This window comes from Pseudoalteromonas sp. NSLLW24 (genome assembly GCF_015864725.1).
GTDB classification, from domain to species: domain Bacteria; phylum Pseudomonadota; class Gammaproteobacteria; order Enterobacterales; family Alteromonadaceae; genus Pseudoalteromonas; species Pseudoalteromonas arctica.
The window spans coordinates 1-22,530 of record NZ_JADYWQ010000030.1; the positions used below are offsets into that span (position 1 = coordinate 1).

General features: G+C 41.4%; 18 protein-coding genes and 4 pseudogenes. 11 read left to right on the top strand and 11 right to left on the bottom strand.

Going from position 1 to position 22,530, the window contains the following annotated elements:
* Window positions 1-1,281 precede the first annotated feature (1,281 nt).
* The 9 genes from I6E72_RS19205 to I6E72_RS19245 form a co-directional block, all read right to left on the bottom strand.
* Window positions 1,282-2,163 carry a LysR family transcriptional regulator gene (locus I6E72_RS19205; RefSeq protein ID WP_076923991.1) on the bottom strand — a complete coding sequence of 294 codons (882 nt, stop codon included), beginning with the start codon at window positions 2,161-2,163 and terminating at the stop codon, window positions 1,282-1,284.
* A gap of 344 nt (window positions 2,164-2,507) precedes the next feature.
* Complete coding sequence (locus I6E72_RS19210) at window positions 2,508-3,164, bottom strand: CoA transferase subunit B (RefSeq protein ID WP_077537942.1); 657 nt, start codon at window positions 3,162-3,164, stop codon at window positions 2,508-2,510.
* A gap of 14 nt (window positions 3,165-3,178) precedes the next feature.
* On the bottom strand, window positions 3,179-3,877 hold the full coding sequence (locus I6E72_RS19215) for a CoA transferase subunit A (RefSeq protein ID WP_007580250.1): 699 nt from the start codon (window positions 3,875-3,877) through the stop codon (window positions 3,179-3,181).
* A 261-nt stretch (window positions 3,878-4,138) separates the two neighbouring features.
* Window positions 4,139-5,035: a hydroxymethylglutaryl-CoA lyase gene (locus tag I6E72_RS19220; protein WP_197113836.1), complete on the bottom strand. Its 897-nt coding sequence runs from the start codon at window positions 5,033-5,035 to the stop codon at window positions 4,139-4,141.
* Window positions 5,035-7,038, bottom strand: a complete 2,004-nt coding sequence (locus tag I6E72_RS19225) for an acetyl/propionyl/methylcrotonyl-CoA carboxylase subunit alpha (RefSeq protein WP_197113838.1) — start codon at window positions 7,036-7,038, stop codon at window positions 5,035-5,037. Before I6E72_RS19225 ends, I6E72_RS19220 begins: the two co-directional genes overlap by 1 nt.
* Before the next feature lie 8 nt (window positions 7,039-7,046).
* Window positions 7,047-7,817: an enoyl-CoA hydratase/isomerase family protein gene (locus tag I6E72_RS19230; protein WP_197113840.1), complete on the bottom strand. Its 771-nt coding sequence runs from the start codon at window positions 7,815-7,817 to the stop codon at window positions 7,047-7,049.
* Window positions 7,818-7,829: 12 nt separating this feature from the next.
* Window positions 7,830-9,437, bottom strand: coding sequence for a carboxyl transferase domain-containing protein (locus I6E72_RS19235; RefSeq protein ID WP_197113842.1), 1,608 nt, complete (start codon window positions 9,435-9,437; stop codon window positions 7,830-7,832).
* A 10-nt stretch (window positions 9,438-9,447) separates the two neighbouring features.
* Entirely contained in the window at window positions 9,448-10,623 is a 1,176-nt protein-coding gene (locus I6E72_RS19240) for an isovaleryl-CoA dehydrogenase (RefSeq protein ID WP_197113844.1), read from the bottom strand.
* Window positions 10,624-10,669: 46 nt separating this feature from the next.
* A complete protein-coding gene (locus I6E72_RS19245) occupies window positions 10,670-11,104 on the bottom strand; it encodes a MerR family transcriptional regulator (protein ID WP_024592405.1) in 435 nt (144 codons plus the stop codon).
* A 330-nt stretch (window positions 11,105-11,434) separates the two neighbouring features.
* Between I6E72_RS19245 and I6E72_RS19250 the strand changes: the two genes are divergently transcribed.
* From I6E72_RS19250 to I6E72_RS19280, 7 genes are all read left to right on the top strand, one after another.
* Window positions 11,435-12,616, top strand: coding sequence for a thiolase family protein (locus tag I6E72_RS19250; RefSeq protein WP_008169213.1), 1,182 nt, complete (start codon window positions 11,435-11,437; stop codon window positions 12,614-12,616).
* Window positions 12,617-12,745: 129 nt separating this feature from the next.
* Window positions 12,746-14,236 carry a CoA-acylating methylmalonate-semialdehyde dehydrogenase gene (locus tag I6E72_RS19255; protein ID WP_165721568.1) on the top strand — a complete coding sequence of 497 codons (1,491 nt, stop codon included), beginning with the start codon at window positions 12,746-12,748 and terminating at the stop codon, window positions 14,234-14,236.
* Between the two features lie 158 nt (window positions 14,237-14,394).
* Window positions 14,395-15,552 carry an acyl-CoA dehydrogenase family protein gene (locus tag I6E72_RS19260; RefSeq protein ID WP_165727517.1) on the top strand — a complete coding sequence of 386 codons (1,158 nt, stop codon included), beginning with the start codon at window positions 14,395-14,397 and terminating at the stop codon, window positions 15,550-15,552.
* Window positions 15,553-15,562: 10 nt separating this feature from the next.
* Window positions 15,563-16,354 (top strand): enoyl-CoA hydratase, encoded by a 792-nt coding sequence (locus tag I6E72_RS19265; protein WP_197113847.1) that lies wholly within the window; start codon window positions 15,563-15,565, stop codon window positions 16,352-16,354.
* Complete coding sequence (locus tag I6E72_RS19270; RefSeq protein ID WP_197113849.1) at window positions 16,354-17,505, top strand: enoyl-CoA hydratase/isomerase family protein; 1,152 nt, start codon at window positions 16,354-16,356, stop codon at window positions 17,503-17,505. The genes I6E72_RS19265 and I6E72_RS19270 overlap by 1 nt, the downstream gene beginning before the upstream one ends.
* 10 nt (window positions 17,506-17,515) lie before the next feature.
* The gene (gene mmsB, locus I6E72_RS19275) at window positions 17,516-18,415 is read left to right on the top strand and encodes a 3-hydroxyisobutyrate dehydrogenase (protein ID WP_197113852.1); all 900 of its coding nucleotides are present in this window, start codon (window positions 17,516-17,518) and stop codon (window positions 18,413-18,415) included.
* A 9-nt stretch (window positions 18,416-18,424) separates the two neighbouring features.
* On the top strand, window positions 18,425-19,195 hold the full coding sequence (locus I6E72_RS19280; RefSeq protein ID WP_149592399.1) for an SDR family oxidoreductase: 771 nt from the start codon (window positions 18,425-18,427) through the stop codon (window positions 19,193-19,195).
* Window positions 19,196-19,213: 18 nt separating this feature from the next.
* Here I6E72_RS19280 and I6E72_RS19945 read toward each other — a convergent pair.
* Together I6E72_RS19945 and I6E72_RS19950 are read right to left on the bottom strand one after the other, a co-directional pair.
* Window positions 19,214-19,405 (bottom strand): annotated as a pseudogene (locus I6E72_RS19945) (hypothetical protein); the annotation flags it as partial.
* 38 nt (window positions 19,406-19,443) lie between these two features.
* Entirely contained in the window at window positions 19,444-19,626 is a 183-nt protein-coding gene (locus I6E72_RS19950) for a phage integrase N-terminal SAM-like domain-containing protein (protein WP_442960310.1), read from the bottom strand.
* A 250-nt stretch (window positions 19,627-19,876) separates the two neighbouring features.
* Here I6E72_RS19950 and I6E72_RS19290 point away from each other — a divergent pair, with 250 nt between their 5' ends.
* The 4 genes and pseudogenes from I6E72_RS19290 to I6E72_RS19305 form a co-directional block, all read left to right on the top strand.
* Window positions 19,877-20,758, top strand: coding sequence for a restriction endonuclease (locus I6E72_RS19290; protein WP_165734986.1), 882 nt, complete (start codon window positions 19,877-19,879; stop codon window positions 20,756-20,758).
* Window positions 20,759-20,981: 223 nt separating this feature from the next.
* Window positions 20,982-22,094 (top strand): annotated as a pseudogene (locus tag I6E72_RS19295) (transposase); the annotation flags it as partial.
* Between the two features lie 136 nt (window positions 22,095-22,230).
* Window positions 22,231-22,320: pseudogene (locus tag I6E72_RS19300) on the top strand (Mobile element protein); the annotation flags it as partial.
* 108 nt (window positions 22,321-22,428) lie between these two features.
* Window positions 22,429-22,530, top strand: a pseudogene (locus I6E72_RS19305) (transposase); the annotation flags it as partial.

The window sequence follows — 22,530 nt, forward strand, 5'->3', positions numbered from 1 at the left end:
GCTGGTTTAGCGCCAAATGAATCTGAGATTAGATACAAAGACTCTAAAACTGTGGCCAAATTTTATTGACCACTACAACTATAATATTGTTAAATATTTCAAATTAACCCGACCCGTTTATTTTCAAAACGAATTGCCGACAGATTTACAAGCCTTTTTATTATCGTCGATTGACTATCCTGAGGTAGTTAAGCAATTTGATACATTTTTGCTTTCACATAAAGTGCAAATAAGTAAATTAAAAAAAGAGTATCAAATAAAAAATTAACTAAAAAAGCCCCGTAAGTTATAACTTACGGGGCTTTTTAAAAGGTATTAACCTGTATATAACTATATTATGTATGTGCTTAATAATAAAAACAGTTCAAGCTAAGTCACCACCTAACTTGAACTGCTTTTCACACTGACAACATCTTCACACACAATATAAAGATTCTGTTTGCTACGCTTAAGTAGCTTTGTATTACATATCGTGTGGTTTGAGCCAAGAATAAAAACAGTTCAAGCTAAGTCACCACCTAACTTGAACCATTTTTCACACTGACAACATCTTCACACACAATATAAAGATTCTGTTTGCTACGCTTAAGTAGCTTTGTTTTACATATAGTGTGGTTTGAGCCAAGAATAAAAACAGTTCAAGCTAAGTCACCACCTAACTTGAACCGCTTTTCACACTGACAACATCTTCACACACAATATAAAGATTCTGTTTGCTACACTTTGGTAGCTTTGTATTACATATCATATGGTTTGAGCCAAGAATAAAAACAGTTCAAGCTAAGTCACCACCTAACTTGAACCGCTTTTCACACTGACAACATCTTCACACACAATATAAAGATTCTGTTTGCTACACTTTGGTAGCTTTGTATTACATATCATATGGTTTGAGCCAAGAATAAAAACAGTTCAAGCTAAGTCACCACCTAACTTGAACCGCTTTTCACACTGACAACATCTTCACACACAATATAAAGATTTTTTACTGCTACTTATGAGTTACTAAAACTCAAAAGGTTGCATTTATTACTCTTAAAAACAATTTAATGTAAGTTGTTTTGAGTTGATGGAGTAACTTTAATATTTAACTTTATTTTCGACAAACGATAAAAACGAAACCAATGAGTGAAAAAAATTAAACTATAGACTTTAGTCTAATGCGTGGTTTTAAGTTTATGTATTTAAATAAAAATATTATTCAAAAATTTAAATTAGATTTAAGCGAACCATTAATACAACCCGTAATTAGGTGTATTAATAAACCCGCCTAACAAAGGATTATTCTTGGATTTTTCTAAATGTGCTTACAACCCACTTTGCAAATAAATCAAGCGGGTGATTAGGGGTACTTGATTCGTGCTGCACTAAATAGTATTTATCTTTAGTAGTTAAAGGCTGTTCAAATAATTTATACAACCATTGCTCATCTAACCAACTTTGGCTAATTGGCAGTGGAATAAGGGCAATCCCCATACCTTGCTGCGCTGCACGGGCTACACCAAACATGCTATCTATTTGAATAATCTGCGAGGGAGAAAAGTCATCAATACCCGCTTTTTCAGCCCATTGGTGCCATGCCCAAGGACGAGCTTTGTGGAGGATCAGCGGGACTTGGTTAAGCGCTTGACGATGATCGTCCCTCCATTGATCGAGCAATTTTTTATTACATGCAGGAATATATTCAAGGTTAAACAACTCTGTCGCTAATCCTTCAGTAGGTTTACCAGAGGACAATACAATAGATAAATCGCTATGACGCGTTAACTCTTTGCGTGTTTTAAGCGTGTCCATTTGCAGGTTTATATTAGGGTGCTCTGACGTCCACTCACTTAATTTAGGCATGAGTAGTTCGCTGGCAAAAAATTCAGGCAGTGTAATCGTCAAATTTGTATTTTGCTGCATCTGACTAAACTCATTAATAGTGCTCTCTAACATTGTGATGATAGGAGACACCGCATCAAAAAAGTTTTTACCCGCTGTGGTTAAGCTAATTGAACGCGTTTTACGTTGAAAAAGCTCAATACCAAGTTGTTCTTCAAGTTGTTTTATTTGATGGCTTACCGCAGACGGCGTTAAGTACAGCTCATTAGCTGCATGCTTAAAACTTAGGCTTCTTGCGGCAAAGCAAAAAGAGCGAAGGCCACGAATAGGAGTTTGCATGTTTTCCAGAATTATTTAATTTATTGAGACGCCTTACTTAGGCAAAATTTGAACCAACTATTTAATGTATAAATATCAGTAGGTTAAAAATAAATTCAACGCTAGTTCACAAAAAAGGTGCAGACTATCCACAAAATAGTGCAAAGAATCTAAGCGCTTACATTTAATTTATATTTGTATTATAGATAAAATTTACTACAGATGTATGAATGACGGTAAAAATAATGGCAAAAGATAAAAAAAATCCCTCGTGAGAGGGATTTTGGGTAACTCAGCGCCATTGGCACTGGGAATGAGGTCGGTACAGGGTAAAGCGTTATTTTAAGTTAACTTATTAAAAGTTACTAAAAAACCATTTCTGGTACTTCACCGTCAACAAGTAATTTACCTGCTGTTTTACTAATGATTTCATCAACAGTAACGCCCGGAGCGCGTTCTAATAAATGAAATGCGCCGTCTTTAACTTCTAATACGGCTAAATCTGTTACTATTTTTTTTACGCAATTAACGCCAGTAAGCGGTAAAGAGCAGGACTCTAATAGTTTAGAGTCACCATGCTTACTTGCATGGGTCATAGTAACAATAATATTTTTCGCGCCAGCGACTAAATCCATCGCGCCACCCATGCCTTTAATCAGCTTTTTAGGGATCATCCACGATGCGATGTTGCCGTTCTGGTCAACTTCAAATGCACCCAGAACAGTTAAGTCTACATGACCACCCCGTATCATGGCAAAACTATCTGCACTATTAAATATGGCTGCACCTTTAGCTGCTGTCACGGTTTCTTTACCCGCGTTAATCATATCGGCATCTAGCTCTGCTTTAGTAGGGTACGGACCCATGCCTAAAAGGCCATTTTCGGACTGTAACATAACTTCAATATCATCCGGTACATAGTTTGCGACGAGTGTCGGAATTCCTATGCCCAAATTTACGTAGTAACCGTCTTGAAGTTCTTGTGCAACGCGCATTGCAACTTGTTCACGTGATAATGCCATAATTATGCTCCTGCTTAATCTCGTGTTGTTACACGTTCAATGCGTTTTTCAAAGTTGCCTTTAATAACGCGATTTACAAAAATACCCGGTGTATGAATTTGGCTTGGTTCAAGCTCACCCGGCTCTACAATTTCTTCTACTTCGGCAACGGTAATTTTGCCAGCCGTTGCTGCCATTGGATTAAAGTTCATGGCGGTGTGTCTAAACACTAAATTACCGTAACGATCGGCTTTCCATGCTTTTACTATGGCAAATTCACCTGTTATAGACTCTTCTAAAATATACGGGCGACCATTAAATTCTTTTACGTCTTTGCCTTCAGCCACAGGAGTACCGTAACCGGTAGCGGTGTAAAACGCAGGTATACCCGCGCCACCAGCACGCATTTTTTCAGCAAGTGTACCTTGAGGTGTAAGCTCTACATCAATTTCGCCACTCAATAACTGCTGCTCGAATAGGGCGTTTTCGCCAACGTACGAGGCAATTACTTTTTTAATTTGTTTGTCTTGTAATAAAATACCTAAACCAAAGTCATCAACACCACAGTTATTAGATACTACAGTTAAGTTTTTTGTTTGCATGTGCTTAATTTGTTTAATTAAGCCCTCAGGAATACCACATAAACCAAAACCACCGGCAATAATGGTATCGCCGTCTTTTAATCCTTCCATTGCAGCTTCGTAGCTATAAACTACCTTATCAAAACCGGCCATGAGTCTCTCCTCATTGTGTGCTATTTGTTGTTAACTATCTTGAATCATCATTTCATAAGATAGCTATTTAACCTGAACTCTGGTTAATAGATTTACTAACATATGAATCAGGGTGATATTTAAATTTATTTTCTCTAGCCAGAGATTTTCAGTGAAAACAAGGCGAATTTACGCGTCAATAGCTGGCCTATTGCAAGTAAATTCAACGCAGTTAGTGCTGAAAATAGCTGCTCGAGATAGATTTATTATCCAGAGCTCAGGTTATTTTGTGTGCAGTGCCACAGATACTTTGCTCACAGGTTGCTTACCAAGTACTTTGGTTATCTCCCAGCCAGCCTCACTTAACCTTTGTAAATCAATTCCGTGTTCAATGCCAAGCCCTTGCAGTAAGTAAACTACATCTTCGGTGGCAACATTTCCTGACGCACCCTTAGCATAAGGACAGCCACCAAGACCTGCAACTGCCGCGTCAACCGTTGCTATACCTAGGCTTAAGGCTGCGTAAATATTTGTGAGCGCTTGGCCGTATGTATCATGAAAATGCACGGCCAACTTGGCTTTATCAATGTGCGTTAAAAGTAACTCTATTAACTGCGTTACTTTTTTAGCGGTGCCAACACCAATGGTATCGCCAAGACTTACTTCGTAACATCCTAAATCTAACAGCTTTTGCGACACACTCAGCACTGCTAGTGGGTCAATCTCACCCTCATAAGGGCAACCTAGCACACAGCTTACATAACCACGTACGCGGATATTATTAGCTTTAGCAAACGCCATTACTTCGCTAAAGCGTTCAATACTTTGCTCTATTGAGCAGTTTATGTTTTTTTGACAAAACGACTCACTCGCAGCTGTAAATATAGCAAACTCTTTAATGCCGACAGCGTGCGCTGCATGTGCGCCTTTTAAGTTAGGTGTAAGGGCGCTTAAATTTACATCGGGTAAATTAAGGGCTGATATTACATCAGCTGAGTCTGCCATTTGCGGCACCCATTTGGGTGACACAAACGCGCCAGCTTCAATATCTTTTAAGCCAGCAGCACTTAGGGCGTTAATAAGTGCTACTTTATCGGCTGTGCTTACTGTTTTTTCGTTTTGTAAGCCGTCTCGCGCGCCAACTTCAACAATACGTACTTTATTTGCAAAGGCACTCATTATGCACCTTCCTCTGTTGTATCTTCTACTATCGCAAGTAGAGCGCCATGCGTTACTAATTCGCCTTCACCAAAACAGTAGCTTTTCAAAATACCGTCATGCGGTGCGTTAAGCGTGTATTCCATTTTCATGGCTTCAATAATAACAACCGCATCACCTTTGGTAATTGTGCTACCAATGTCGATTAAGTGCTTAACTACCGTGCCATTAAGCGGCGCAGCAAGTGGCAGTGCTTCGCTTTCGTGCGAACTAATATAATGTTTATCAACTAGTTCAAGCTTAGTTTGCAGTGCTTTATTCATCACCGTTACAATATTGCCAACAGTATTATTACCTACAATAGTTACGTGCGCGCTATGTTTTTCACCGTTAATAAATACACTGCAAAGATTATTATTTAATGTGCCTTGTAAACTAAATACATCCTCGTTATGCGTAATATTATAGCCCGCTGTGGTTTTTATAGCGCTTAGCTGTAAATCGGTAAAAGGGACTTTAATTGCTTGCGGTGCATTGAGTGCAAAACCACTCAGTTGTTGCCACGGACTTGCGCTGCTTGGCGCATTTTGTGTGTTAGTTAACGACTCTAAATGTGCAAACGCACCAATAAGTTGGCTTGCTTGCAACAACGATTCGTCAACCGCTACTAACGAGTCGCCTTGCTCTGCAATAAAGTGTGTACTTGGCGCACCTTGTTTAAACGTGGGGTGGCTTGCTAAATTATGTAAAAAGCCAATGTTAGTGCTAAAACCCGCTAAATGAAATTGCTCAAGGGCGTGTTGTAAGCGGCTCAGTGCTTGTTCGCGATTGTCATCGTGCACAATAAGTTTTGCAATCATTGGATCATAAAATGGGCTAATTTCGTCGCCTTGTGCAATGCCTGTATCAATGCGTACAAATTCACTGTTAAGTGGTGTGTGTAGTGCTTCAATAGTGCCCGAGCACGGGATAAAGTCGTTGGCTGGATCTTCTGCGTATATACGCGCTTCAAAGCTATGACCCTGCAATTGAATATCACTTTGTGTCAGTGGCAGTGTTTGCCCACCCGCAATATTAATTTGCCAATTGACTAAATCTACACCCGTTACCATTTCGGTCACTGGGTGCTCCACTTGAAGGCGCGTATTCATTTCCATAAAGAAAAATTCATCGCCACACAGTAAAAACTCAACCGTACCTGCGCCTCTATAATTTATAGCCAATGCACAACGCACAGCCGCTTCGCCCATTTCTTTGCGTAGTGCGTCAGATAAACCCGGAGCAGGGGCTTCTTCAATTACTTTTTGATGACGACGTTGCAAAGAACAATCACGATCGCCTAAATAAACACAGTTACCGTAGTTATCTGCAAATACTTGCACTTCTACATGGCGAGGTTGGTTTACATAGCGCTCTAATAACACTAAGTCGTTACCAAAACCGGCAATCGCTTCACGTTGCGCACCTTGTAGTGCGCTCATAAAGTCTTTTGCTTTTTGTACAACGCGCATGCCTTTACCACCGCCGCCAAAGGCAGCTTTAATTAGTACAGGGTAGCCAATTTTTTCAGCTTCACTTTGTAAAAAAACAGGGTCTTGTTTATCACCATAATAACCAGGTACTAATGGCACATTAGCAGCTGCCATTATTTCTTTAGCGCGGGTTTTAGACCCCATTGCTTCAATGCTACTTGCTGGTGGTCCTATAAAAGCAATGTTGTTAGCTTCGCAGGCTTTAGCAAATTCGCTGTTTTCAGATAAAAAACCATAGCCTGGGTGAATACAATCAGCGCCGCAGTCTTTGGCAACTTGCAAAATTTTGTCTGCTACTAAATACGAATCTTTACTTGGTGCAGCACCAATATGGTAAGCCTCATCGGCCATTTTTACGTGCCGGGCATGTTTGTCTGCATCAGAATAAACCGCGACCGTGGTTAAGCCCATTTGTTTTGCGCTGCGCATTACTCGGCACGCAATTTCTCCACGATTGGCAATCAGTATTTTTTGTAATCGTTGTGTGTTCATAATCAATCCTACAGTTGCCAAGCGGGTGAGCGTTTATCAAAAAAAGCACTTAGCCCTTCTTGACCTTCTTCAGATACGCGAATTTTTGCAATACGCTCTGCGGTAAGCTCAATGAGTTCATCGGTTATTGGTTTATTTGCTACATCGTTAATTAATGCTTTTGCGGCTTTTACTGCAACAGGTCCGTTATCAATCAGTGTTTGCAGCATATTATCGAGTGCACAGTCTAAATTACCGGTTACTTGATGAATTAAGCCAAGTTGCTTAGCAGTATGTGCATCAAACACTTCAGCCGTTAAAAAGTACCTGCGAGCAGCGCGCTCACCAATGGTTTTAATGACGTATGGACTAATAACCGCCGGAATAAGGCCAAGCTTTACTTCACTTAAACAAAATTGCGCATCGTCTTTACTAAGGGCTATGTCGCAACAGGCAATTAAGCCCAGTGCACCACCAAAAGCAGCACCTTGCACAGCACAAATTGTAGGGTGGGGCGAGTTTGCCAGCACCTGCATTAATTTAGCCAATTGCATCGAATCAGCTAGGTTATCGGCGTAGTTGTTATCCGCCATCGATTTCATCCAGGCTAAATCGGCACCGGCTGAAAAGTGTTTACCCTCTGTTTTTAAAACCAGGGCAAGAATATCAAGCGTATTTGCATGTTCAATACACTGAATCAGCTCGTGTATTACTTCACTGTTAAATGCGTTTCTTTTTTCTGGGCGGCTTAACACAAGTACAGCCACATTAGATTTTGTTATTTGTAGTGTTACTGACATTTTGCGCTCCGGTTACATTCTAAATACGCCAAATTTCGAATCACGTTTTGGTGCGTTATTCGCAGCCGTTAACGCAAGCCCTAATACATTACGCGTATCGGCAGGGTCTATAATGCCGTCGTCCCACAAACGAGCGCTTGCGTAATACGGATGACCTTGCTCTTCGTATTGATCAATAATTGGCTTTTTAAAGTCACTGATTTCTTGCTTGCTCATGCTTTGGCCTTTACGCGCTAAACCATCTTGTTTAACTTGCGCCATTACACCCGCTGCTTGCTCGCCGCCCATTACCGAAATACGGGCATTAGGCCACATCCACATCATGGTTGGTTCAAATGCACGACCACACATTCCGTAGTTACCGGCGCCGTAAGAGCCGCCAATAAGTACTGTAAATTTAGGTACATCAGCACACGAAACCGCCATCACCATTTTAGCGCCGTGCTTTGCAATGCCTTCGGCTTCGTATTTTTTACCCACCATAAAGCCGGTAATATTTTGTAAAAACACTAAAGGAATATTGCGCTGAGCACACAGCTGAATAAAGTGCGCGCCTTTTTGCGCCGACTCACTAAATAAAATACCGTTATTAGCCACTATGCCAACGGGGTTGCCATAAATGCTGGCAAAACCGGTGACTAACGTTTCACCAAAATAGCGTTTAAATTCATCAAATGATGAGTCGTCCACTGTGCGCGCTATTACTTCGCGTACATCAAACGGCTTTTTAAGGTCGGTGCCTACAATGCCGTAAAGCTCGTTAATATCGTAACGCGGTGGTTTTACATCCTCTAGAAGAGGGGCGGTCGGACGTGTGTAGTTAATGCGCTCAATACATTGGCGCGCAATAGAAAGTGCATGAGCATCGTTTTCAGCGTAGTGATCGGCAACACCCGACACTTTACAGTGCACATCGGCACCGCCTAGTTCTTCGGCTGTTACTTCTTCGCCTGTTGCTGCTTTTACAAGCGGCGGACCTGCTAAAAATATAGTGCCTTGATCTTTTACAATAATGCTTTCATCGGCCATAGCAGGTACGTACGCACCACCTGCGGTACATAACCCCATTACCACGGCAATTTGTGGAATTCCTTTACCCGACATACGGGCTTGATTGTAAAAAATACGACCAAAATGCAACTTGTCCGGAAATACATCGTCTTGCTCAGGCAGGTTAGCACCGCCCGAATCAACAAGATAAATACACGGTAAGTGGCAGCGCTCTGCGATGTCTTGTGCGCGTAAATGCTTTTTAACGGTAAGCGGAAAATACGTACCGCCTTTAACCGTGGCATCGTTTGCAATAATCATGCATTCAATGCCTTTAACACGGCCAATACCGGCTACAACACCGGCGCACGGTATTGCTTGTTCGTACACACCAAAGGCAGCAAATTGCGATATTTCTAAAAACGGTGAGCCTTCGTCAATTAATGTACTTATACGGTCGCGTACAAATAATTTACCACGGCCTTCGTGGCGCTCCTTTAATGCAGCGCCTCCGCCTTGGCTAATTGTTGCTACTTTGCTGCGTAAATCATCCAACAGCGCCGACATGTTTTTATGGTTTTGAACAAACGTTGGATCGTGAGGATTAACGCTCGATTTTAAAATCGTCATGGTTTAATCCTTAACGGCTTTCAGTAAAAAGTTCGCGGCCAATAAGCATGCGGCGTATTTCTGATGTACCTGCACCAATTTCGTATAATTTAGCATCACGAAGCAGGCGGCCTGTTGCGTATTCGTTTATGTAACCATTTCCGCCTAAAATTTGAATCGCATCAAGCGCCATCTTAGTCGCAAGCTCTGCGGCATATAAAATGGCACCTGCTGCATCTTTACGGGTTGTTTCACCACGGTCACAAGAGCGAGCTACCGTATATACATATGAGCGCGCCGCATTCATTTGTGTATACATGTCGGCTACTTTGCCCTGAATTAACTGAAATTGACCAATAGGAGTGTCAAATTGTTTACGCTCGTGAATATACGGTACCACTATGTCCATACACGCTTGCATTATGCCAAGCGGGCCAGCTGCAAGTACTACGCGTTCGTAATCAAGGCCACTCATAAGTACTTTAACGCCTTCGTTTAAGTTACCTAAAATGTTTTCCTCGGGTACTTCACAGTTTTCAAATACTAGCTCACAGGTGTTTGAGCCACGCATGCCCAGTTTGTCGAGCTTTTGCGCCGTAGAAAAACCAGGAAAGTTGCTCTCAACAATAAACGCGGTAATACCTTTAGCGCCGGCGTTTAAATCTGTTTTAGCGTAAATTACTAGTGTGTGTGCATCGGGGCCATTGGTGATCCACATTTTGTTGCCATTTAAAATGTACTTATTGCCTTTTTTTTCGGCTTTAAGTTTCATCGATACAACGTCAGAGCCCGCATTAGGCTCGCTCATTGCAAGAGCACCAATGTGCTCGCCACTAATAAGCTTTGGTAAGTATTTTTCTTTTTGAGCTTGTGTGCCGTTACGGTTAATTTGATTAACACACAGATTTGAGTGTGCTCCATAGCTTAACCCTATAGAGGCACTGGCACGGCTAATTTCTTCCATAGCAATAACATGTTCTAAGTAACCTAAACCGGCGCCGCCAAGTTCTTCAGATACGGTCATACCTAGTACGCCCATTTCGCCCATTTGAGTCCAAAGTTGATTTGGAAAAGCGTTATCTAAGTCAGTTTTTTCAGCAAGAGGGGCAATTTCCTGACTCGCAAAACTGTTTACGTGGTCGCGGATCATATCGGCGGTTTCGCCAAGGCCAAAGTTCATTTCTTTATATAGTGAAATAGTGCTCATGATTCATTCCTGTGTGTCGTCAGTGTGTTGTTATTCTTAAAATAGGCTACTCGTCTATTTTGTTCAGTGTGTCTCTGCAGCGGCGCTCGGCCGTCACCAACTCCATAAGAACAACTTTAATGTCGTCCATTTGTTGAGATAGGTCAGACTTTTTATCGGCTATTAAATCAAGCATGGTAACCAGCTGCTTAGCACTCGACTTATCAGCGTCGTACAGTTCAAACAAACGGCCTGTTTCAGCAAGCGTAAAGCCCAATCGTTTACCACGTAATATTAGTTTTAAACGCACTTTGTCGCGTTTTGAATAAATACGTGTTTGACCATTACGATCAGGCGTTATTAACCCTTGATCTTCGTAAAAGCGAATAGAGCGGGTTGTAATGTCAAATTCTTTAGCGAGTTCGCTAATGCTAAATGTTTGTTCATTACTAGCCGGCATTTTGGCTGAGCTTGCAAAGTTTGTTTGATTATCTGGTTTCATAATTGTATTTACCTCATTCGAATAACTCCAATATAAGTGAAGTTTACGTAAAGGTAAAGCTTGGTGTGTTTTGAAACTATTTATAAAGGAGTGTTGGCGCGAAGAGTTAACTTATTTTATTAATTTTCAGTAGGTTAATTTTATTTCCTCAGTGTGGCCTAACAGCTGGAAAATAATGCTTACACTTATAAAACTAAAAATTAAGCTGTTTTTAGTTGACGTTGGCGTAAACGTTAGTATTGTGTGTAGGTATTAAATAATAAATGAATACTAAATTAATAGAGCAAATATACTAACAATTATTTGCATTAAATTACAACGGAGTTAGTTATGACTTTAGAATCAGTGGTAATTGTAGCAGCAAAACGCACCCCAATGGGTGGTTTTATGGGAGCGTTAAGTGATGCGCAGTCTACCGAGCTTGGCGCTACCGCCATTGCCAGTGCACTTGCACAAACTGGTTTAGCTAATGATGCAATAGATGAAGTAATTATGGGCTGTGTATTACCAGCAGGGCTTGGGCAAGCGCCCGCACGCCAAGCAATGTTAAAAGCAGGCCTTGCACTTAGCACTGGCGCTACAACAATTAACAAAGTATGTGGCTCTGGTTTAAAAGCCGCCATGCTTGCAAACGATTTAATTAAAGCAGGCTCTATCCAATCTGCCATTGCCGGTGGCATGGAAAGCATGACAAACGCACCGTACTTTATTCCAAAAGCACGTGGCGGTATGCGAATGGGTCACGGCGAAATAAAAGATCACATGATGAGCGACGGCCTTGAAGATGCTTACGACAACAAAGCAATGGGTTGTTTTGCACAAGACACCGCCGACGAGTACGGCATTGGTCGTGAGCAAATGGATGCGTTTGCATTAGGCTCATTAAGTAAAGCAAAAGCAGCAATACAAAATGGCAGTTTTGATAACGAAGTTGCCCCGCATACGATGCAAACACGCAAAGGCGATGTAACTGTTTCGATTGACGAGCAACCAGGTAACGCCCGCCCAGAAAAAATTCCTACCTTACGTGCAGCCTTTAAAAAAGACGGCACCATTACAGCGGCTAATTCATCGTCAATATCAGACGGTGGCGCAGCGCTTATATTAATGAGCGAATCAAAAGCAAAAGAGCAGGGTTTAACACCGCTTTGTAAAATTGTAGCGCACAGTACTCACTCTCAAAAACCAAGTGAATTTACAGTAGCGCCAGTAGGTGCAATAAGCAGCGTGCTTGAAAAAGCAGGCTGGGCTGTAAACGACGTTGACCTTTGGGAAATTAACGAAGCATTTGCCATGGTAACCATGCTGGCTATTAACGAGTTAAAACTTGATGAAAGCAAAGTAAACGTTAACGGCGGTGCATGTGCATTGGGTCATCCAATTGGTGCAAGCGGCGCGCGTATTTTAGTAACGCTTATTCATGCCCTTAAAAACCGAGGCCTTAAAAAAGGCATTGCGTCTTTATGTATTGGTGGCGGTGAAGCGGTTGCTATGGCCGTAGAAGCTTACTAATTAGGGTTACATGAATAGCTAGGCGAATACTTTAACGAATAACTATAAAGGCGCTGCACTCATAATACTAACAAAGCGGCGCTACCAATTTTAAAAGAGAACACACAACTCACACACTAGGATTTAATCATGCACCAAGTACCACTACTTATTAATGGCGAATTTATTCAATCAGCGTCAAAAGAGCTTATCGATGTTATAAACCCAGCAACTCAAGAAGTACTTGCACAAGTGCCATGTACCACAGAATCAGAAATGGACGCGGCAATTGCCTCAGCCTCAGAGACGTTTAAAACATGGAAAGACGTACCCATTACTGAACGTGCTCGCATTATGATGAAGTACGCAGCGCTATTAAAAGAACATCACGATGAGCTTGCTACCATTATTTGCCACGAATTGGGTAAAACGTTTGAAGATGCAAAAGGCGATGTTTGGCGTGGTATTGAAGTAGTAGAACAAGCCGCTAACGCACCATCATTAATGATGGGTGAAACAATGGAAAACGTAGCGCGCAAAATCGATACGTATTCTTACATGCAGCCACTTGGCGTGTGTGCCGGCGTTACCCCGTTTAACTTCCCTGCAATGATCCCACTTTGGATGTTCCCGCTGGCTATTGTGTGTGGTAACACCTTTATTTTAAAACCGTCTGAACAAGATCCACTTACACCAATGCGCTTAGCAGAGCTATTTATTGAAGCCGGCGCACCAAAAGGCGTATTACAAGTTGTTCACGGTACAAAACCACAAGTAGACCGCTTACTAGAAGATAAAGCAGTGCGCGCTATTTCGTTTGTTGGCTCGTGTGGTGTAGGTGCTTATATTTATTCTAAAGGCACACAAAATCTTAAACGCGTGCAAGCGTGTGTTGGCGCTAAAAACCACATGGTTATTATGCCAGATGCAAGTAAATCGCATGTCGTAAACAACCTAGTAGGCGCATCGGTAGGTGCTGCTGGTCAGCGTTGTATGGGTATTTCGGTTGCTGTATTTGTAGGTCAAGCAAGTCAGTGGGTAGATGAAATTAAAGCAGGCTTTGAAAATGTACGCCCAGGCGTGTGGGATGATGCAAACGCGGCATACGGACCACAAACATCAAAAGCAGCAAAATCGCGTATTTTATCGCTTATTGCTGGTGGTAAAGAGCAAGGCGCTACCTGTTTAATTGATGGTTCTAACTTTACGGTTGAAGGCTTTGAGCAAGGTAACTGGGTTGGCCCAACGTTATTTACTGACGTAACCAAAGAGATGGATTTATACAAAGAAGAAATATTTGGCCCAGTACTAGCGTGTATGTTTGTAGACACGCTTGATGAAGCAATCGCACTTATTAACGACAGCCCTTACGGTAACGGTACCTCGTTATTTACCTCAAGCGGCGCAGTAGCTCGTAAATTCCAACACGAAATTGAAGTAGGGCAAGTAGGTATTAATGTACCAATTCCGGTGCCACTTCCGTTCTTTTCGTTCACTGGTTGGAAAGGCTCGTTTTACGGCGATACGCACACGTACGGTAAGCAAGGTATTCGTTTTTACACAGAAACTAAAACGATTACCTCACGTTGGTTTGAAGATGATATTGCTTCGGGTCCAAACATGAGCATTAACTTAAAATAATTTTTATTAAAACGAATAACTAAATAACTAATAATAAAGATGGGCGCGAAGGCTACTTCACACACAACACACATAAGTCTTCGCCGCTCATCACTAACTATTCCTGTAATGGGAAAACGACACACAACAACAAACACACAACTAAAGAGGTCTCTACCATGGACTTTAATTTATCAGAAGATCAACAAGCCTTTGCGCAAACAGCACGACAATTTGCCGAGTCAGAACTCGCACCTTATGCAGCAAAGTGGGACCGCGAACATATTTTTCCTAAAGACACGATTAAAGCAGCAGGCGAGCTTGGTTTTTGCGGTTTATACACGCCAGAGGAAGCCGGCGGCCTTGGTTTATCTCGTTTAGATTCGAGCATTATTTTTGAACAGCTCGCTATGGGCTGTACAGCAACCACGGCCATGTTGACCATTCATAATATGGCCACGTGGATGGTAGCAAGTTTTGGTACCGATGCAGTTAAAGACCAATACGTAGAGCAATTAGTAATGGGCGAGCTACTTGCCTCTTATTGTTTAACAGAGCCAGGTTCGGGTTCAGATGCCGCATCACTTAAAACAAAAGCTGTGCTTGAGGGCGATGAGTACGTTATTAACGGCTCAAAAATGTTTATATCGGGCGCTGGCGAAACCGAAGTATTAGTGGTAATGGCACGTACAGGCGGCGAAGGCGCAGCGGGTATTTCGGCATTTGTAGTGCCTGCCGACGCAAAAGGCGTTGAATACGGCAAAGCAGAGGAAAAAATGGGTTGGAACGCACAACCTACACGCCTAATTAGCTTTGAAGATGTACGCATTCCTGCGCATAACTTATTAGGGGCTGAGGGCGAAGGCTTTAAATTTGCGATGCAAGGCCTTGATGGCGGTCGAATTAACATTGCCACATGTTCAATTGGTACAGCGCAAGCGGCGCTTAATACCGCCCGTGAATATTTAAAAGAACGCACGCAATTTGGTAAACCATTGGCTGCGTTTCAAGCGTTGCAATTTAAAATTGCCGATATGAACACCGAGCTTGTAGCTGCGCGCCAAATGGTTAGGCTTGCTGCATTTAAACTTGATAATAACGACGTTGAAAAAACCACTTACTGCGCCATGGCTAAACGCTTTGCTACCGATGTTGGCTTTACTGTGTGTAACGACGCACTGCAAATTCATGGTGGTTACGGTTACATAAAAGAATACCCGCTTGAGCGCCATGTACGTGATGTACGTGTTCATCAAATTTTAGAAGGCACTAACGAAATTATGCGTGTAATTATTGCGCGCCGTATTTTGGCTGAGTCTGCAAGCGACGTTTTATAAGGAGCAATGTATGTCAGAATCTAAATCTAATCCGAGTATTGAACTAACAACCGAAGGTCATGTTGCTATTTTAACTATGTCTAACCCGCCAGCAAACACCTGGACAAAAGACACCCTAGTTGATTTAAAAAATACCGTTAACGCGCTTAATAATAATAAAAATATTTATGCATTAGTACTGACTGGTGAAGGCGAGAAGTTTTTTAGCGCGGGTGCCGACCTAAACGTATTTGCTGGTGGCGATAAAGGCGTAGCCGCTGATATGTCGCGTGTATTTGGTGAAGCATTTGAAGCGCTTACTAATTTTAGAGGCGTGTCGGTTGCGGCCATAAACGGCTATGCAATGGGCGGCGGGCTAGAAGTTGCCCTAGCGTGCGATATACGTATTGCTGAAGAACAAGCACAAATGGCATTGCCTGAAGCTAAAGTAGGGTTATTACCGTGTGCGGGTGGTACACAAAATTTAGCATGGCTTGTAGGCGAAGGCTGGGCAAAGCGCATGATTTTATGCGGCGAGCGCTTAAAAGCCGATAAAGCCCTGCAAATTGGCTTAGTAGAAGAAGTAGTTCCACAAGGCGAAAGCTTTGCAGCTGCATTAAAACTAGCTAACCAAGTGGTCGATCAAAGTCCAAGCTCAGTAGCAGCGTGTAAAATATTGATTCAAAAAGGGCGTCATCAACCAATGGCAAGTGTATTGCCTCTTGAACGTGAATTATTTGTTGGTTTATTTGATACCGAAGATCAACAAGAAGGCGTAAATGCCTTTTTAGAAAAACGCCGCGCTAACTGGGTAAATGGCTAATGAGTGCTTTAACAGTATTAAATAACGCCGAAGAGCCCGTGATATTTGAAACCGCAACCGCAGAAAACGGCAGTTTAATTGGGCTTATTACACTCAATGCGCCAAAAGCGTTAAATGCACTTAATTTTGAGATGATCAAATTACTTGAGCCGCAATTGCAAGCTTGGCAAGACGATGATGCTATTGCAATGGTGTTGTTAAAAGGCGCTGGCGATAAAGCATTTTGTGCTGGTGGCGATGTTGTAAGCCTTCATCATGCAATGGCACAAGGTAAACCAACAAGCTTAGTTGAAGAGTTCTTTACGCTAGAGTACAAGCTTGATTACCTTATTCATACCTTTGATAAACCAATCCTTGTTTGGGGTAACGGCATAGTAATGGGCGGCGGTTTAGGGCTAATGGCCGGTGCTAGCCACCGCGTTGTAACCGAAACATCACGCATTGCCATGCCAGAGCAAACCATAGGTTTATACCCTGATGTAGGCGGCAGTTACTTTTTACATAAAATGCCACAAAGTGTGGGGCTATTTTTAGGGCTAACGTCGGCATCAATTAACTGCGACGACGCGCGTTTTGTATCGCTTGCCGATCACTTCATCGACAGCACTAAATATGATGCCATGCTTGAGCAAATTTTAACTGCAAAGTGGGGTAAAACCGCAAGCTTAAATCATGAGCGCTTAACTAAGTTGTTAACCGATTTAGACAACCAATCTGCGCGTATGCCAAAAGGCAATATAAAAGCTAATTTAAAAACGATTCAAAAGCTGGGTGAATTTACAACCTTGCAGGAGCAAGTTGATTATATTTTAGGGCTAGCTACTGACGATAAATGGCTACAACGCGCCCAAAAGTCACTTAAACACGGATGCCCACTAAGTTGCGCACTCGTTAGTGAGCAATTAAAAACAAGTAAAGGCAAAAGCTTATTAGCGTGTTTTAAAATGGAGCTGGGTATGTCGGTTCGCGCTGGCGAAGTAGGTGAATTTCAAGAAGGTGTAAGAGCGCTATTAATAGATAAAGACGGCGCACCTAATTGGCAATACAAAACACTTAGTGATGTACCACAAACAATAATAGATAGCTTTTTTGCTAACCGCTTTGGCGAAAACCACCCTCTCAATGGCTTAGACACGCCAACACACAAATAAAGGAAAGACGATGACTAAACTAAATATTGGTTTTATCGGCTTAGGTAATATGGGCGGCCCAATGGCGGCTAACTTAATTAAAGCTGGGCATACTGTTAGCGTGTTCGATTTAAACCAGTCGGTTGTAAATGAGCTTGCAAGTAAAGGCGCTAAAGCAGCAGTTGATGCAAAGCAGTGCGCAACCAATGCTGACGTACTTATTAGTATGTTACCTGCGGGCAAACATGTTAAGTCGCTTTACTTAGGTAATAATGACGACAACGGCCTAATTAACGTGCTGAGCAACAATACATTAGTAATTGATTGCTCAACAATAGATGCAGAATCAGCACGCACTGTAGGCAGCGCACTTGGCAAACAAGGCATAAGCTTTGTAGATGCACCGGTATCGGGCGGCGTTGCAGGCGCAACTGCAGGTACACTTACTTTTATTGTAGGCGGCGAAAAAGCCGCGTTCGATAAAGCAAATACAGTGCTGAGTGATATGGGTAAAAACATATTTCATGCAGGCGATATTGGCGCAGGGCAAGTAGCAAAAATATGTAATAACATGCTACTTAGTATTTTAATGGCAGGCACCAGTGAAGCACTGCAAATGGGTATTAATAACGGCCTCGATCCTAAAGTACTTAGCGACATCATGACCGCAAGTTCTGGGCGAAACTGGACGCTTGAACTTTACAACCCTTGCCCAGGTGTAATGGATACAGCCCCTGCAAGTAACGATTACAAACCAGGCTTTATGGTCGATTTAATGGCTAAAGATCTAGGCCTTGCCATGGAAGCCGCGCAGCAAAGTAATTCATCAACCCCTATGGGTTCAATGGCTAAAAATTTATACACTATGCTACAGCACCATGGTGCAGGTAGTGATGACTTTAGTGCCATTTTTAAACTGTTTTCTAAGTAGGAGCAACGCGTGGAAATTAAAAATAACACGGTAGTAATAACCGGTGGCGCACAAGGTTTAGGCTTTGCAATGGCGCAAAAGTTTGCACTTATGGGTGCTAACATTGCTTTAATAGATATGGCACAAGACTTATTAAACAACGCATGCGAGCAATTGACACAGCTTGAAGGTGTAACCAGCAATATTAAAGGTTATGCCGCAAACGTAACAAATGAGAGCGAAGTAGAAAACGTATTTAATACCATCAACAGCGATTTTGGCCACATTGGTGTGCTTATAAACAACGCCGGTATTTTACGCGACGGCATGTTTATAAAGGCTAAAGATGGCAAGGTCGTTAAAAAAATGTCTCTTGAGCAATTTCAATCAGTGATTGATGTAAACCTGACCGGTGTGTTTTTAGCAGGGCGCGAAGCTGCAAGCCACATGATTGAATCAGGCAAAGGCGGCGTAATTGTTAATATGTCGAGCGTAGCGCGCGCAGGTAACATAGGCCAAACAAACTACGCAGCATCAAAAGCAGGCGTAGTGGCACTTACCACCACATGGGCTAAAGAACTTGGCCGCTTTGGTATACGCGTTGGCGCTATTGCACCAGGTGTAATTAGCACCGCCATGACCGACGCCATGAAGCCCGAAGCCAAACAACGTATGCTTGCAGTAACGCCAGTAGGGCGCTTAGGCGAAAGCGACGAAATTGCCCATACCGCACAATACATTATCGAAAACGACTTTTTTACCGGTCGCGTGGTAGAAATAGACGGTGGGATTCGTTTGTAAACCGATCTGGATTAAGGTTTATTTAAAAAGCATGGCGCTTGTGGGCTGTGCTTTTTTGTTTTGAATCGGGGAGTTTATAATCTTGAAAAAGGGCTGATAATGGCATTGGCAATTTGTTGTAAAACTAGTTGCTCGTTTGCTCTTAATAAAACCTAATGAGAGTGGCTTTTTAATCACTTTTTTAAATAAAAAGCTCAACGCATTTAAGGCTTGTGTTTGAGTGTTAGGAGCAACATTTTGTTGGTTGACTAAACGAGTTTAAAAAAGCTAAAAAAAAGTTCGACCTCATTATGTCCCATCGTTGTTGGGTGCCTCATAGAGTTAAATCGAATAAACGAAGCTATCCAGTATAAATACGCTTTAATGGTACTTTTAGCATAACGCTTTAGATACATTTGTTCGGCTACCATAGTTAAAAAAGGTGATTTCATGATATGAATCTCTAGTAAAAGTTAACTGTATATATAGACAGTGCTTGTTGTTTTGTCCAATATTACTGATCTCCACCATTTCGGTGCATTTGTGCATTGATTAAAAATAATTTCCAGTTAACTAATTGTTTACAGGTGTTTATTTGATGGTTAAGATAAATGCACTGTAATATATGGACATTTATCGGTTTATAAAACGACAAATGTCGTAGACAAAATTGTTATACCTACAAGGAGTTGTACTCTAATTATGAGCACTATCGATATATATGATCTTTCTGGAAAAAAGTTTGAAGAATTAGCATTAGATTTCATACAGAGACAAGATGACTTATCGGTAATATACACCCCTGAAAATCAATACCAAGATTTGGGCTACGATTTTAAGTCTTTTGTTAAAGATGATTCTGGTAAACAACATAATGCTGCTGTCGAAGTTAAACATCGTAGAAATCTGAGTAAAAAAGACTTAAAGAGAATTGCTTATAACGCTGAAAGAATTAAGGCTGAATTTGAAGGGTTTATATTAATTACTTCAGCAGTAGTTAATCCTGATGACATTGCTTATTTTATGGATGTACTTAATGATATTGGCTATTCACTTGTAAGGGTTTATCAAAAGGTTAATATTGATCAAGCGTTAGATTTACATAGTTCTTTTATGGCGCAAAAAATATTCAAGTCAAAAGAAAAAGAGAAGAAAAATCTTTTATTTGCATGGCTTTCAATGATCATTACATTTTTAGGTCTTTCTATTTCTATTTATTCATACGTAGCTCCACAGTACGCAAATGATTCAGGGCTGGACTCAAGAATAAAAAACGTTGAAGGCGCATTGCAAAGTATCAAAAGTTTGGAAAAATATTTATCCGATATTAAAAGTGACATGAAACAGACGCACCTAGAATCGAAAATGATACAAACTGAATATGAAAAATCACAAGTATTAAAAGAGATGACTGAAAGCCAAATAAGCGCAGTAAGAGATGCTTTGGGTCAAAATAAAGCACCTTGGTGGTTAAAATTTCTAGATTACATACTTGCTTTTATATTGGGTATAGCTGCATCGGTTGTTGCTAGCAATATCCACGATAGAATAAAACGGAATAGAGAGTTGAACTCTCCCGTATAATGTAGGTATAACAAGCTGTTAAACAAGGACAAAAAACAGTTGGTTTTTGCTCCTTCGTCGCTTATTTTAACCAACTATTTTATTGCCTGTTAACAGGGCGTTGAGGCTGTAGAATTACTCTTTTTAGGAACGTATCCAACTATTCTTGGTTGGTTGCTTTTTAACCTTGAATCCATCTGTTCGCTGTGATCTAATAGATATTATTCACCCACGGTAAACTGTTATGGCTAACTACAAGCCTGACTTATCCTGTCAAAATAAATTCATTCCTATCAATTTCGCTGAGCAAATTCTGCCTGGCACTTTTGAGTATGCCCTTTGTTATATTGTCGAAAATAAACTCGATTTATCGGGGTTTGACGCGTGGTACAACAATGACAAAACGGGCGCGGCGGCGTATCCACCTTCGGTAATGCTAAAGATTATTTTACTGGGCTATGCACATGGTTTGATCAGTAGCCGTCGAATTGCTAAAGCGTGTGAGACGAACATTTTATTTATGAGTGTGTCGGGAGATATCCAGCCGCATTACACATCAATAGCAGGCTTCGTTGCTAAAATGCATGAACAGATTGAGCCGATTTTTACGCAAGTGCTGATGATATGTGATGAGGAAGACTTGATAGGCCGCAACATGTTTGCCATTGATGGGTGTAAATTAAAGTCCAATGCGAGTAAAGAGTGGAGCGGCACATTCGATGAGTTAAGCCGCAAAAAAGCAAAACTAGAACGCGCAAGCAAACGTATTATTGAACGCCACCAATCACAAGATGGGCTGGGCGAAGAATTGATAACTCAGGATTTAAAACAAAAAGAAAAGCTAGATAAAAGTGCAGGTAAAATTACCGAGTTCTTAGCCACTCACAAAGAAAAAACAGGCAGTAAAGGCAAGCCTGTTAAAAGTAATATCACTGATCCAGATAGTGCAAAAATGACTACCTCAAAAGGCACAATCCAAGGCTACAACGGCATCGCTATTAATGACGATAAACACCAAATCATCCTGCAAGCACAAGCATGGGGTTCAGTGGGCGAACAACAAACTTTACAGCCAGCTGTTGCACAATTAAAACAGCAACTCGCTAAACTCAATACAGAAAAACGCGCAGATGAACATACTATTAAATTCACTGCAGACAGTGGGTTTAACAGCGAAGTGAATCTTGGATTTATGGCGCAAAGTGGGTTCGATACGTACATTGCAGATAACCAATTTAGAAAACGAAATCCGCTGTTTAAAGCCAGCGAAACATACGAAACGGAGCAAGAAAAGCGCCGACTAAAACGCAGCAAAGGCAAGCCTCGGTTATTTACCTCAGACGATTTTCATTATGATGCACAAATTAAACAAGACACCCATCCTAAATTTAAATGAAATTAACAGAAATTAACAAGACACCCATACTAAATTTTGCACTTTTCGAAGTTAGAGGCTAGCCTTTATTTAGTGCGAAAAACGAGCAGGGTGTCTTATGGTGATTGCAAGAAAGCGTCAAGTAAGTTTGGTTGATACAAAATACTACCATTGTATTTCGCGGTGCGTGCGACGTGCATTTTTATGTTGGCATCTAAATAAACAAGATAAATAAACAAGACACCCATCTTAATTTTGCACTTTACGGAGTTAGAGGCTAGCCTTTGTTTAGTACAAAAAACGAGCAGGGTGTCTTATGGCAATTGCAAGAAAGCGTCAAATAAGTTTGGTTGATACAAAATACTATCACTGTATTTCACGCTGTGTTCGTCGTGCATTTTTATGTGGAGAAGACCGT

Excerpts from the sequence above, each read along its gene's own strand:
- I6E72_RS19205 (WP_076923991.1), bottom strand. The coding sequence starts at position 2,163 with ATGCAAACTCCTATTCGTGGCCTTCGCTCTTTTTGCTTTGCCGCAAGA.
- I6E72_RS19210 (WP_077537942.1), bottom strand. The coding sequence starts at position 3,164 with ATGGCATTATCACGTGAACAAGTTGCAATGCGCGTTGCACAAGAACTT.
- I6E72_RS19215 (WP_007580250.1), bottom strand. The coding sequence starts at position 3,877 with ATGGCCGGTTTTGATAAGGTAGTTTATAGCTACGAAGCTGCAATGGAA.
- I6E72_RS19220 (WP_197113836.1), bottom strand. The coding sequence starts at position 5,035 with ATGAGTGCCTTTGCAAATAAAGTACGTATTGTTGAAGTTGGCGCGCGA.
- I6E72_RS19225 (WP_197113838.1), bottom strand. The coding sequence starts at position 7,038 with ATGAACACACAACGATTACAAAAAATACTGATTGCCAATCGTGGAGAA.
- I6E72_RS19230 (WP_197113840.1), bottom strand. The coding sequence starts at position 7,817 with ATGTCAGTAACACTACAAATAACAAAATCTAATGTGGCTGTACTTGTG.
- I6E72_RS19235 (WP_197113842.1), bottom strand. The coding sequence starts at position 9,437 with ATGACGATTTTAAAATCGAGCGTTAATCCTCACGATCCAACGTTTGTT.
- I6E72_RS19240 (WP_197113844.1), bottom strand. The coding sequence starts at position 10,623 with ATGAGCACTATTTCACTATATAAAGAAATGAACTTTGGCCTTGGCGAA.
- I6E72_RS19245 (WP_024592405.1), bottom strand. The coding sequence starts at position 11,104 with ATGAAACCAGATAATCAAACAAACTTTGCAAGCTCAGCCAAAATGCCG.
- I6E72_RS19250 (WP_008169213.1), top strand. The coding sequence starts at position 11,435 with ATGACTTTAGAATCAGTGGTAATTGTAGCAGCAAAACGCACCCCAATG.
- I6E72_RS19255 (WP_165721568.1), top strand. The coding sequence starts at position 12,746 with ATGCACCAAGTACCACTACTTATTAATGGCGAATTTATTCAATCAGCG.
- I6E72_RS19260 (WP_165727517.1), top strand. The coding sequence starts at position 14,395 with ATGGACTTTAATTTATCAGAAGATCAACAAGCCTTTGCGCAAACAGCA.
- I6E72_RS19265 (WP_197113847.1), top strand. The coding sequence starts at position 15,563 with ATGTCAGAATCTAAATCTAATCCGAGTATTGAACTAACAACCGAAGGT.
- I6E72_RS19270 (WP_197113849.1), top strand. The coding sequence starts at position 16,354 with ATGAGTGCTTTAACAGTATTAAATAACGCCGAAGAGCCCGTGATATTT.
- mmsB (WP_197113852.1), top strand. The coding sequence starts at position 17,516 with ATGACTAAACTAAATATTGGTTTTATCGGCTTAGGTAATATGGGCGGC.
- I6E72_RS19950 (WP_442960310.1), bottom strand. The coding sequence starts at position 19,626 with ATGAAATCACCTTTTTTAACTATGGTAGCCGAACAAATGTATCTAAAG.
- I6E72_RS19290 (WP_165734986.1), top strand. The coding sequence starts at position 19,877 with ATGAGCACTATCGATATATATGATCTTTCTGGAAAAAAGTTTGAAGAA.